Here is a 12,272-nt window from a genome sequence, read left to right as displayed (position 1 = left end):
TCCTTTCGAGTCGCAACCTCCGTTGCGGCTGCTGTCGTGTCGACAAGAAAAGGAGCGCTTCATGAAACGCCTGCCACCTGCGCCACCCGCGCGGATGCTCGTCCTGTCCCTGTCCATCGCCTTTCTCGCCGCCTGCGCCCATGAGGGCAGCAAGCCGGAAACCCCGACCTGGAGTTGGCGCGATGCCAGCAACGCCCGCGCCGTGCCGCCGGACCAGGCCTATCCCGAGCTGTTCACCGCGGTACAGCAGGGCAAGCTGTTCAGCGACCAGAAGCACTTCGTCGATGCCCTGCCCAAGCGCAATCCAGCCGACATCCGCCAGGACTACCTGGCCCAGCGCGACAAGCCGGGCTTCGACCTCAAGGCCTTCGTCAGCGCCAACTTCGAAGAATCCGATCCGATCAAGGCCGCCCCGCCCAAGGCGGGGGCCGACCTGCCCACCCACGTCAAGGACCTCTGGCCGGTGCTGACCCGCCATTACGAAGAGGTGCCGGCCTACAGCAGCCTGCTGCCGCTGCCCAAGCCCTATGTGGTGCCGGGTGGCCGCTTCCGTGAGGTCTACTACTGGGATTCCTACTTCACCATGCTGGGGCTGGCCAAGGACGGGCGCACCGACCTGGTCCGCGACATGGTGGACAACTTCGCCCATGAGATCGACGTCTACGGTCACATCCCCAACGGCAACCGCAGCTACTACCTGAGTCGCTCGCAACCGCCGTTCTTCGCCTACATGGTCGACCTGCAGGCCAGCCTGGAAGGCGACTCCGCCTATCGTCGCTACCTGCCGCAGCTGCAGAAGGAATACGCCTACTGGATGGCCGGCGCCGAAGGCCTGCAACCGGGCCAGGCCAATGCCCATGTGGTCAGACTCGCCGATGGCACCCTGCTCAATCGCTACTGGGATGCCCGCGACACCCCGCGTCAGGAGTCCTACATGGAAGACCTGGCCACCGCCGCCCAGGCCAAGGGCCGACCGGCCGGCGAGGTCTATCGTGACCTGCGCGCCGGCGCCGAGAGCGGTTGGGACTTCTCCTCGCGCTGGCTGGGCGACGGCAAGACCCTGGCGACCATCCGCACCACCGCCATCGCGCCGGTAGACCTCAACAGCCTGCTCTATCACCTGGAGCAGACCATCGCCAAGGCCTGCGATAAGACCGGCGAGGCCAGTTGCGTCCAGGCCTACAGCCAGAAGGCCAAGACCCGTCAGCAGGCCATCGACCGCTACCTGTGGAATCCCGCCGGTTACTACACCGACTTCGACTGGCAGGCCAAGCGCCGCACCGACAAGCTCTCCGCCGCCACCCTGTTCCCGCTGTTCGTGGGCGCCGCCAGCCAGAGCAGTGCCGACCAGACCGCGGCGACCGTGGCCAACCAGCTGCTGCGTCCGGGCGGCATCGCCACCACCACGGTCAAGACCGGCCAGCAGTGGGACGAACCCAATGGCTGGGCACCGCTGCAGTGGGTGGCCGTGGACGGCCTGCGCCGCTACCAGCAGGACAAGCTGGCTGCCGACATCGGCACCCGCTTCCTGACCCAGGTGCAGAACCTCTACGCCCGGGAGCAGAAGCTGGTGGAGAAATACGACCTCACCGGCGGCCAGGGCGGTGGCGGCGGTGAATACGAGTTGCAGGACGGCTTCGGCTGGACCAATGGCGTCACGCTCAAGCTGCTCGAACTCTACAAACCGCAACCCGGCGCGAAATAGGGCCAAAAAAAGGTCCGCTACGGCGGACCTTTTTCATGGCGTGAAATCCGTAGGTTGGGCTGAGACAGCTCCATCGTCGAAGCCCAACAATCTGGAAGTGATGACTCACCCATTGGGCTTCGCTGCGCTCAACCCAACCTACGGTCGGCTCTTTCCCCTCTCCCTCCGGGAGAGGGCCGGGGTGAGGGCAAACCCTACGCCAGATCCATCCGAATACTGACGCTAGATTTCACAGCGGATCCACCGGCGGCGCATCGTCCTCGTCGGCCGGCAACTCCGCCGGATGCAGCCCTTCCGGGTCTTCATCCTCGGGCAGCGGCAGGATGGCGTTCATCAGCTGTACTCCGGATTGCGCGGATTCTTCTGCGGCAGGCGCTCCTCTACCGGCTTGTCATCCGGATCTTCGCCCACGGGCTCCTCGGGATCGGGCGCGATGTCCGGATCGATGTCCAGGTCGTCGGGGTTTTCCTTGATCTGATCGTTCATGCGGCCTCCGCGAGTGGTTGTCAAACGTTGGGCAGAGCCCCTGGCGCGAAGTTCGCCACCGGCGATCAGCGATAGCCTCTGGCCTGCAGATCGAACAGCTGGGCATAGCGACCACCGCTGGCCAGCAACCCCTCGTGATCGCCCCGCTCGCGGATCTCCCCATCTTCCAGCACCAGGATCTGGTCGGCGTTGCGCACGCTGGAGAAGCGATGGGAGATCAGCAGGGTCATGCGTTGCTGCGCCTGGGCGCGAAAGCGCTCGAAGATCACCGCCTCGGCCGCGGCGTCCAGCGCGGCGGTGGGTTCGTCCAGCACCAGGATGTCGGCGTCCTCGCGCATGTAGGCGCGCGACAGGGCGATCTTCTGCCACTGCCCGCCGGACAGTTCCTGGCCGCCCATGAACCAGCGTCCGAGCTGAGTCTCGTAGCCCTCGCGCAGACCGGCGATGACCTCGTCGGCCAGCCCCTGCTCGGCCGCCTTGCGCCAGCGCGCCTCGTCATTGAAGGCCTGGGTGTCGCCGACGCCCAGGTTTTCACCGGCGGTGAGCTGGTAGCGGATGAAGTCCTGGAAGATGACGCCGATGCGCCTGTGCAGGGCCGCCGGCTGCCACTCCTGCAGATCGCTGCCATCGAGCAGGATACGGCCTTGCGTCGGGCTGTGCAGGCGGGTCAGCAACTTGATCAGGGTGGTCTTGCCCGAACCGTTGGCCCCCACCAGCGCTAGGCTCTGGCCCGGCGCCAGGTGAAAGCCGATGTCCTTGAGCGTTGGCGCGGCCGCACCCGGATAGGTGAAGCCGACCCCTTCGAATCTCAGGCCGTCGCCAGGCTGGCTGCCGGCGGTGAGGCTGCCGCCTTCGGCGCTGGTCGGCTGGCCCAGGTAGTCATAGAGATTGCTCAGGTAGAGGCTGTCCTCGTAGAGGCCGCCCAGGGCGGTCAGGCTGGCGCTGACCGCGGCCTGGCCCTGGCGGAACAGGGTGAGATAGAGGGTCATCTGGCCCAGGCTCAGGCGGCCGCGCACGGTATCGAGCACCACCCAGGCATAGGCGGCATAGAAGGCGAGGGTGCCCAGCAGGCCAAAGACGAAACCCCAGCCGTCACGTCTCAGCGTCAGGCGGCGGTCCTCGGCGTAGAGCTTGGCGAAGGTGGTGCGATAGCGCTCCAGCAGCAGCGGCGCCAGGCCGAACAGCTTGACCTCCTTGATGTAGGCCTCGTGGGAAAGCAGCGTCTCCAGATAGGTCTGGCGGCGGGTCTCGGGCGCACGCCGGCTGAACAGGCGAAAGGCATCGCCGGAAAAGCGCGCCTCAGCCAGGAACACCGGTAGGGCGCCCACCACCAGCAACAGCAGCGCCCAGGGCGAGAAATGCACCAGCAACACGGCGAAGCTGATCAGGGAAATGAGGTTCTGCAACAGGGTCAGGGACTTGGTCACCAGCGCCAGGGGCCGGATGGAGGCCTCGCGCCGGGCCCGCACCAGCTTGTCGTAGAAGTCGGCGTCCTCGAATTGTGCCAGCGACAGGGTCTGGGCCTTTTCCAGGATCAGCAGATTCACGGTCTGCCCAAGGCGTACCCGCAGCAGCGATTGCTGCACCGACAGCAGCCGCTGGGCGCCCGCCAGGGCCGCCAGTACCCCGGCTTCGGCCAGCACGAACTTCAGTACCGGCCACAGCGGTGCCTGGCCCTGGTCGGCATGCAGCCGCATGGCCGCCACCACGGCATCGACGATGCGCTGCCCCAGCCAGGCGGCCAGCGCCGGCAGCAGGCCGGCGACGAGGGTCGCCAGGATCAGGCCGATCATCAGCGCGGGAGAGGTACTCCAGACCAGGCCGGCAGCGCGGCGCATCTGCTGTTGCACGATAGCGAAGGAGGTCGAGAGGGCCATGGCGGATCTTCGGCGGGGGTCAGCATTAGTCGAGGCGGCGGTCGCCATGTTCCCCAGGCTATGGCAAAAGGCTTACATCGACTGGTGTCACCTGGCCATGTCGCCACCTGCGGGGGCTGCGTAATCTACACCCATCAGCCGCGCAGGATGCGCAGCCCTGAGGTCACGGACGAAGACCAGGCCAGGATGGCGCCTGCCAGGATGTTGGGATGGTCGCAACAAAGAACCCGCTTCGGCGGGTTTTTTGTTGGGCGCGATTCAGGGTTGGCGGGCGGACCGGGCGGGGTATGGCAAAAGGCTTACACGCACTGGTGTCACCTGGCCATGTTGCCACCTGCGGGTGCTGCGTAATCTACACCCATCAGCCGCGCAGGATGCGCAGCCCTGAGGTCACGGACGAAGACCAGGCCAGGATGGCGCCTGACAGGACGTTGGGATGGTCGCAACAAAGAACCCGCTTCGGCGGGTTTTTTGTTGGGCGTGATTCAGGATTGGCGGGCGGACCGGGCGGGGTATGGCAAAAGGCTTACACGCAGTGGTGTCACCTGGCCATGTTGCCACCTGCGGGGGCTGCGTAATCTACACCCATCAGCCGCGCAGGATGCGCAGCTCTGAGGTCACGGACGAAGACCAGGCCAGGATGGCGCCTGACAGGATGTTGGGATGGTCGCAACAAAGAACCCGCTTCGGCGGGTTTTTTGTTTTGGGCGTCATTCCGGATTGGCAGGGGCTTCGGGTCCGGGTTCCGCGGCGATGCGGTTGCGGCCGGCGCCCTTGGCTGCATAGAGCGCCCGGTCGGCGCCTTCGGTGAGGGTGTAGGCATCCATCCCGGCCCTGTGGGTGGCCAGGCCGACGCTCAGGGTGATGGGACGTCGTGACCAGGCGTGGTTGGCGACGGCGGCGCGGCAGCGCTCGGCCACCAGGTGGGCCGCGGTGAGATCGGCACCCGGCAGCAGGATGGCGAATTCCTCGCCGCCGTAGCGAAAGCAGGCGTCGTTGTCGCGACAGCTCTGCAGCAGCAGCTGGCCGACGGCCTGCAAGGCGCTATCACCCGCCTGGTGACCATAGGCGTCGTTGTAGGCCTTGAAGTGATCCACGTCGATCAACAGCATGGACAGCGGCGTGCGCTGCTCCTCGGCGCGCAGCAGGTGCTCCGCCAGGCGCAGGTCGAAGGCGCGTCGATTGAACAGGCCGGTCAGGGCATCGGTGACGCTGCGCTGCTCGGCGGCCTGCATCATGCCCAGCAACTGGCGCTGCGAGGCCTCCAGCATGTGCTGTTGCTCGATGTGCTCGGTGACGTCCACCGACAGGCCCGCCAGGGCGATGCCCTGGCGGGTGACCAGGGGAAACTTGTAGGACTGCCAGAAGAGGCGGCGGCCATCGAGGGCGGTCATGCGCTCGACGAGGCGGCTCGGCTTGAGTTCGTTCATCACCTGCTCGTCGACCTGGCGAAAACGGGGCGCCGCCTCTGGCCAGATGGTGAAGTCGTCCTGGCCGATGACCTCGTCGCGGGTCAATTCCAGCTGCTGCAGAAACGGCTCGTTGACATAGCGGTAGCGCCAGTCGCGGTCCTTGATGTAGGCGATGAAGGGCCCGTTGTTCATGAAGGCGGAAAAGTTGATGTCCAGCTCTTCCAGCTGGCGCAGGGTCTCGCGCTGTTGCAGCAGGATGATGACCTGTCGGGCCAGCCGTTGCAGGTTGTCGACCTGAGCCGTCTCGAAACGCCGAACCCGGTCGTCCATCACGCAGAGGGTGCCCAGGGCGACCCCGTGCCGGTCGAGCAGGGGGATGCCCAGGTAGGCACGCATCCCTTCCAGCCCGGGAGCGGACCGGAGATGGGCGACGCGTGGGTCGCCTTGCAGGTCTTCCACCAGGAAGGGTTCACGCGGGGTACGGATCGCCAGGTGGCAGAGGGAGGCGTCGACCGGCACCTCGGCTAGCGTCAGGCCCTGACAGGCCTTGAACCAGAGACGGTGTCGATCGGCGAGGGTGATGAAGGCCACCGGCGCCCGGGTCAGCTGGCAGGCCAGGACGACGATGTCCTGGTAGGCGGCTTCGACGCCGCTATCGAGAATCTGCAACTCGCTCAGGGCGTGGAGACGCTGGGCGTCATCGGGGGCAGTCATGCGGGCTCGCGAAGGCGGGATGTCTGGCTAGAGCATAGTACCCGGGGTGGCCGAGGAAAACTGCAGCCTTGCCACAGTCCGCCGGGGTGCCGGTCGGTACCGGCACCCCGGCGTGCTCGGCTAGCGCCGGGGTTGCAGCAGCAGTGCCACCAGGGCGCTCCAGCCGGTCTGGTGGGAAGCCCCGAGTCCGCGGCCGTTTTCACCGTGGAAATACTCGTGGAACAGCACCAGGTCGCGACTGCGTGGATCGTTCTGCAATTGCGGATAGTCGACCATGCTCGGGCGCTTGCCATCGGCGTCCTTGAGGAACAGCCGGGTCAGGCGCTGGCTGAGGCCGTCGGCGACCTCTTCCAGATTGGCCAGGTAGCCCGAACCGCTGGGATATTCCACCGAGAAGCTGTCGGCGTAGTAGCGGTGGAATTCGTGCAGCGACTCGATGAGCATGTAGTTGATCGGCATCCACAGCGGTCCGCGCCAGTTGGAATTGCCGCCGTACAGGCGCGAATCCGATTCCGCCGGCTGGTAGCGGGCGCTGAGCAGGTTGCCGTCGGCCTGGCGCATCTCGAAGGGTTGCTGTTCGTGGGCCTTGGACAGCGAGCGGATGCCGTATTCGGAAAGGAATTCGTTGTCATCCAGCATGCGCTTGAGCAGCAGCTTGGTGCGATGGCCGCGCAGCAGCGAGAGCAGGAATCGGTTGCCCTGGCCGGGCTCGGTCCAGCGCGAGACCAGCCGGGCGAGATCCGGACGCTGGCGCAGGAAGCCGCGCAGCCGTCCGCCGAGGCCGGGAAGGCCCTCGTGCTCGCGCTGTTCCAGCACCTGCACCGCGAACAGCGGGATGAGGCCGACGATGGACCTCAGGCGCAGCGGCTCGGCGCTGCCATCCGCCTTGTGCAGGACGTCATAGAAGAATTCGTCCTGTTCGTCCCAGAGGCCGTCTTCGCGGTCGTCGCTGTGGTTGATGGCGCCGGCGATGTGCAGGAAGTGCTCGAAGAACTTGACCCCCAGATCGACGTACACCGGATTTTCCTTGGCCAGCTCCAGGGCGATGCGCATCAGGTCCAGGGCATAGGCGGCCATCCAGGCGGTGCCGTCGGCCTGGTCCAGGTGATAGCCCTCCGGCAGCGGTGCCGAGCGATCGAAGAGGGCGATGTTGTCCAGGCCGAGAAAGCCGCCCTGGAAGATGTTGCGACCCTCGGTGTCCTTGCGGTTGATCCACCAGGAGAAATTCAGCAGGAGCTTGTGGAAGACACGCTCGAGAAAGACCCGGTCGCCCACCCCGGTCAGGGACTTTTCCTGCAGGTAGACGTGCCAGGTGGCCCAGGCATGCACCGGCGGATTGGCGTCCTCGAAATTCCACTCGTAGGCCGGCAGCTGGCCATTGGGGTGCATGAATCTGTCCTTCACCAGCAGCAGCAACTGCTGCTTGGCGAAGCCGGGATCGATCAGGGCATAGGCCACCGCCTGGAAGGCCAGGTCCCAGGAGGCGTACCAGGGGTACTCCCATTTGTCCGGCATGGAGACGATGTCGAAATTGAGCAGGTGCCGCCAGTGGCCGTTGCGGATGCGCTGGCGCTGCGCCGGCGGCGTCGGCTGGGCCGGATCGCCATCGAGCCAGCGATTGACCTCGAAATAGTAGAGCTGCTTGGACCAGAGCAGGCCGGCCAGGGCCTGGCGCTGCACCAGGCGGGCATCGGGATCGGCGATCTTTTCCTGCAGGGCGGCATAGAAGGCATCGGCTTCGGCGATGCGCTCGGCAAAGATCGCATCGGCATCCACCGACAGCGCATTGGTGGGCGCCAGACGCAGGTAGACCACGGTCTTGGCGCCACCCTCCAGTTCCACGGCGAAATGGGCGGCCGCCTTGCTGCCGAAGTCGCGGCGGATCGCCTCGCGGGCGCCGCGCACCACGTAGTCGTTGATGCCGTCCTTGAAGGGGCCCTCGGCAGCTTCACCGGTCAGGCGGGGCAGGTTGGTTTCGTTGTTGCAGAACAGCCACTCGGCCTCGCGTGGGCCCCAGGCGCTGACCACCAGGTCGGGCCGGTCGAAATAGCTGGCGCGAACCTGGTCGCCTTCCAGGCTGAGCATGGAGCGCGGCGGGGTACCGGTCCAGGCCCAGGTGTTGCGCGACCAGATCTGCGGCAGCACCCGCAGGCTGGCGCGCTCGGTCCCGCGATTTTCCACGGTGACCCGCATGAGGATGTCGTCGGGGGTGTGCTTGGCGTATTCGACGGTGACGTCGAAATAGCGGTCCTCGGCGAAGACGCCGGTGTCGAGGATCTCGAATTCGCGATCGTTCAGCCCGCGCCGGGCGTTTTCCTCGGTGAGCTGGGCATAGGGAAAGGCGGCGTGGGGGTACTTGTAGAGCATCTTCTGGTAGGCGTGGCTCGGCACCCCGTCCAGGTAGAAGTACAGCTCCTTGACGTCCTCGCCATGGTTGCCCTCGGCGTTGGTCAGGCCGAACAGCCGTTCCTTGAGGAAGGGGTCGCGCTCGTTCCAGAGGGCGATGCCCAGGCACCATTGCTGGGCCTTGTCGCAGAAACCGGCCAGGCCGTCTTCGCCCCAGCGATAGGCGCGGCTGCGCGCATGGTCGTGGGGAAAGTAGCGCCAGGCGTCGCCGTCGGCGCTGTAGTCTTCACGGACCGTGGCCCACTGGCGCTCGCTCAGGTAGGGTCCCCACTGTCGCCAGGCGGCGGCGTCGGTATCAGCCAGGCGCTGGCCTTCTCGGGTATGCAGGATGCCCGGGGCGGGATGTGCCGTCATCGTGTCTCCAGATTCAGGTAACGGTTAAGGCTCGAGGATAGATCACCATTGTGGCGTGCAAAGAGCGGCCTCGGCGTATCGCTGCAGTTTTAGTGCCTGTCTGGCAGGAAAAAATTCACGCCGTTGCGGTTTTCGTCACAGGGCTCCGGCCGCGGCAAGGGCTCTAGCCCGGGCCGGACGCGGGCGAAAAAAAGCCCCACGCCGGATCCGGGTGGGGCCTTTGGTCTTCGCGGTGAGCCCGCTGCGTACGCAGCGGGCCTGGCAGCGACTTACAGTGCCATGTCGTTGGCGGCCTTTTCGACACGTGGAGCGCTGGCGGTGGCCTTGGCGTTCTCGGTGCCGGTGGCGACCGGCGGGGTGGCCAGTTGCAGGACTTCGGCGGTGTAGTTCCACTCCTGCTGCACGCGCGCGGGGTCGCTGTTCAGCTTGGTGCCGTAGCTGGGCACGATCTGGTGCAGCTTGGCTTGCCACTCCGGGGTCGCGACCTTGTCCTTGAACACCTTCTCCAGCACGCTCAGCATGATGGGGGCGGCGGTCGAGGCACCCGGGGAGGCGCCCAGCAGGCCGGCGATGCTGCCGTCCTTGGCGGCGACGATCTCGGTGCCCAGCTTCAGCACGCCACCCTTGTCGGCGTCGCGCTTGATGATCTGCACGCGCTGACCGGCCTGCCACAGGCGCCAGTCTTCCTTCTTGGCGTTGGGGAAGTACTCGCGCAGGGCGGCCATGCGGTCGTCATCCGACAGCATCAGCTGACCGGCGAGGTATTCCACCAGCGGGTACTCGGCCACGCCCACGCGGACCATCGGCCAGGCGTTGTGGGTGTTGGTGCTGGTCAGCAGGTCCAGGTAGGAACCCTGCTTGAGGAACTTGGTGGAGAAGGTGGCGAAGGGCCCGAACAGGATCACGCGCTTGCCATCGAGCATGCGGGTGTCCAGGTGCGGAACCGACATCGGCGGTGCGCCCACCGAAGCCTTGCCGTAGGCCTTGGCCAGGTGCTGCTGGGCGATCTCGGGATTGTCGGTGACCAGGAAGGAGCCGCCCACCGGGAAGCCGGCGTAGTCGTTGGCTTCGGGGATGCCCGACTTCTGCAGCAGGTGCAGGGCACCGCCGCCGGCACCGATGAAGACGAACTTGGCGTCGGTCTCGGTCTTCTTGCCGTCCTTGAGGTTCTTGTACTCCACGCGCCAGCTGCCATCGGCATTGCGGGTGATGTTCTCGACTTCGCTGGACAGATTCAGCTTGAAGTTCGGCTTGGACTGCAGGTTGGCGGCGAACTGGCGGGTGATCTCGCCGAAGTTGACGTCGGTGCCCAGCGGACTCCAGGTGGCGGCGATCTTCTGCTTGGGATCGCGGCCTTCCATCATCAGCGGAACCCACTGCTTGATCTGCGCGGGATCCTCGGAGTACTGCATGCCGGAGAACAGCGGGCTGGCCTTGAGCGCCTCGTAGCGCTTCTTCAGGAAGGCGATGTTCTCGTCACCCCAGACGAAGCTCATGTGCGGGGTGCTGTTGATGAAGCTCTTCGGGTCCTTGAGGACGCCGTTCTTGACCTGCCAGGACCAGAATTGACGGGAGATCTGGAAGGCTTCGTTGATCTCGATGGCCTTGGAAATGGTGACCTTGCCGTCCTTGTCTTCCGGGGTGTAGTTCAGCTCGGCCAGGGCGGAGTGGCCGGTACCGGCGTTGTTCCAGCCGTTGGAGCTCTCGTCGGCGACCTTGTCCAGGCGCTCGACCATTTCCATGGTCCAGTTCGGCTCCAGCTCGTTCAGCCAGATGCCCAGGGTGGAGCTCATGATGCCGCCGCCGATCAGCAGGACGTCGACCTTCTTGGTGTCTTCGGCCTGTGCGGTGCCCAGGGCGGAGGCGATGGCGACGCCGAGCAGCGCGCCAGTCATTTTCTTCAGCATGTGGTCTCTCGTTCGATAGAAGCTGGGTCTGCTTATCGAGTTTCGGTGCGGTGCGGCACCATGGCACATGGGTGGATGTGCAGTGGGCGAGGCAGAATGCAGCCGGAAACACGCAAGGGCAGGTTCTTGTCCCTCCACCGCCCCTCTCTCATGAGTCACCGGAGGAGTCGGAGCAAAAACGCGATGCACGGCCTTGGCAGCGGCTGGCCGGAGACGAGGTCTCGGGCGCGGCTGCATGCGCGTGGCGTTTTTGTTGCCGGACATTTTAATGGGAAGGGGTAGGGCTGCCTAGCCTGCAATTCATTGGCTTTGCCTATTAGCCTTTGGTCTAATCTCGTGTGACGCCGGTCAAAGTCCCGTCAGATGGGTCGTCGAGCGCACCGGAGCGGCTCCAGGCGCGGCCGCGCAGGCAGCCGGCAGCACCGACGAAACCGGTCAGAAAGCCGCCGAAGGGTCGTCGTTCAAGCGCGGGGCGGTCGGTCAGGCGAAGCGCCAGGCGAGAAAGCGGCTCTGCTTCTGGCCCTGGGCCATGGCGACGACGCGGACCTCGCCGGCCTGCTCGCGGCGCAACGCCGCCTGCAACGGCGGCAGGTTGCTGGCCTTGGATACCAGGCAGGTGAACCAGCCGACTTGGCGTGCGCAGGCACGGCTCTCGCGGATCATCCGGTCGATGAAGGCCGCCTCGCCGCCGGGACACCAGAGTTCGGCCGCCTGGCCGCCGAAATTGAGCAGGGGTACCTGCTTGCCGGTGGTCTTGCCCAGATTCTTCCACTTGCGCTGGCTGCCGCGGACGGCATCGTCGGGGCTGGCGTGGAAGGGCGGATTGCACAGGGTGGCGGCATAGCGCTCGCCGGGTTGCAGGATGCCGGCAAAGATCGCCTGAGGCTCCGGCTGCAGACGCAACTCGATGGCGGCGGCGCAATCCGGATTGGCCGCCAGGGTGCGTCCGAAGGCATCCAGCGCCGCCGGAGCGATGTCGCTGCCAACGAAGTGCCAGCCATACTCCTTGAAGCCGATCAGCGGATAGACGCCATTGGCGCCCGTACCCACGTCCAGCAAGCGCGTCGACTCGCCCCGGGGAATCCGGCCGCCATTGCCCTCGGCCAGCAGGTCGGCCAGGTGGTGCAGGTAATCCGCCCGACCGGGAATCGGTGGGCAGAGAAAATCGGCGGGAATGTCCCAGTCGCGCACGCCGTGATGCAACGCCAGCAGGGCCCGGTTGAGCGCCCGGACCGCCTGGGGGTCGGTGAAATCGATGGACAGATTGCCCCGCGGCGTCGGTGCCACGAAGGGCCTGAGCGCTGGGTTCGCGCGCATCAGGGCGGGAAAGTCGTAGCTGGCCGGGGGGGGGTGGGGGGGGTGGGGGGGGGGAGTGGGACGCGGAGGACGCGGCGCGAGCCCGCGGCTGGTT

The 12,272-nt window shown here is 65.9% G+C and carries 6 protein-coding genes and 1 pseudogene; 1 reads left to right on the top strand and 6 read right to left on the bottom strand.

What is annotated here, in order from left to right; genetic code table 11:
• Positions 1–61 precede the first annotated feature (61 nt).
• Positions 62–1,705: an alpha,alpha-trehalase TreA gene (gene treA / locus DBY63_RS24145; RefSeq protein ID WP_108583007.1), complete on the top strand. Its 1,644-nt coding sequence runs from the start codon at positions 62–64 to the stop codon at positions 1,703–1,705.
• 333 nt (positions 1,706–2,038) lie between these two features.
• Here treA and DBY63_RS25070 read toward each other — a convergent pair whose 3' ends face one another.
• The 6 genes and pseudogenes from DBY63_RS25070 to rlmF form a co-directional block, all read right to left on the bottom strand.
• Positions 2,039–2,191 (bottom strand): hypothetical protein, encoded by a 153-nt coding sequence (locus DBY63_RS25070; RefSeq protein WP_007162537.1) that lies wholly within the window; start codon positions 2,189–2,191, stop codon positions 2,039–2,041.
• Positions 2,192–2,256: 65 nt separating this feature from the next.
• Positions 2,257–4,068 (bottom strand): ABC transporter ATP-binding protein, encoded by a 1,812-nt coding sequence (locus tag DBY63_RS24140; RefSeq protein WP_027601313.1) that lies wholly within the window; start codon positions 4,066–4,068, stop codon positions 2,257–2,259.
• A gap of 710 nt (positions 4,069–4,778) precedes the next feature.
• Complete coding sequence (locus tag DBY63_RS24135; protein WP_042138532.1) at positions 4,779–6,194, bottom strand: diguanylate cyclase; 1,416 nt, start codon at positions 6,192–6,194, stop codon at positions 4,779–4,781.
• Between the two features lie 120 nt (positions 6,195–6,314).
• The gene (locus tag DBY63_RS24130) at positions 6,315–8,954 is read right to left on the bottom strand and encodes a glucosidase (protein ID WP_074584969.1); all 2,640 of its coding nucleotides are present in this window, start codon (positions 8,952–8,954) and stop codon (positions 6,315–6,317) included.
• Between the two features lie 269 nt (positions 8,955–9,223).
• Entirely contained in the window at positions 9,224–10,861 is a 1,638-nt protein-coding gene (gene mqo / locus DBY63_RS24125) for a malate dehydrogenase (quinone) (protein WP_007163050.1), read from the bottom strand.
• Positions 10,862–11,341: 480 nt separating this feature from the next.
• Positions 11,342–12,196: pseudogene (rlmF, locus tag DBY63_RS24120) on the bottom strand (23S rRNA (adenine(1618)-N(6))-methyltransferase RlmF); the annotation flags it as partial.
• Positions 12,197–12,272 lie beyond the last annotated feature (76 nt).

Source organism: Pseudomonas sp. RIT411 (assembly GCF_003057735.2).
Classification (GTDB): Bacteria; Pseudomonadota; Gammaproteobacteria; order Pseudomonadales; family Pseudomonadaceae; genus Chryseomonas; species Chryseomonas oryzihabitans.
The sequence above is the reverse complement of the archived record's forward strand: the minus strand, read 5'-3'. Positions and strand labels throughout refer to the sequence as shown.

Bases quoted from the DNA above. Each gene is read 5' to 3' on its own strand.
- DBY63_RS25070 (WP_007162537.1), bottom strand. From the start codon at position 2,191: ATGAACGATCAGATCAAGGAAAACCCCGACGACCTGGACATCGATCCG.
- DBY63_RS24130 (WP_074584969.1), bottom strand. From the start codon at position 8,954: ATGACGGCACATCCCGCCCCGGGCATCCTGCATACCCGAGAAGGCCAG.
- treA (WP_108583007.1), top strand. From the start codon at position 62: ATGAAACGCCTGCCACCTGCGCCACCCGCGCGGATGCTCGTCCTGTCC.
- DBY63_RS24135 (WP_042138532.1), bottom strand. From the start codon at position 6,194: ATGACTGCCCCCGATGACGCCCAGCGTCTCCACGCCCTGAGCGAGTTG.
- DBY63_RS24140 (WP_027601313.1), bottom strand. From the start codon at position 4,068: ATGGCCCTCTCGACCTCCTTCGCTATCGTGCAACAGCAGATGCGCCGC.
- mqo (WP_007163050.1), bottom strand. From the start codon at position 10,861: ATGCTGAAGAAAATGACTGGCGCGCTGCTCGGCGTCGCCATCGCCTCC.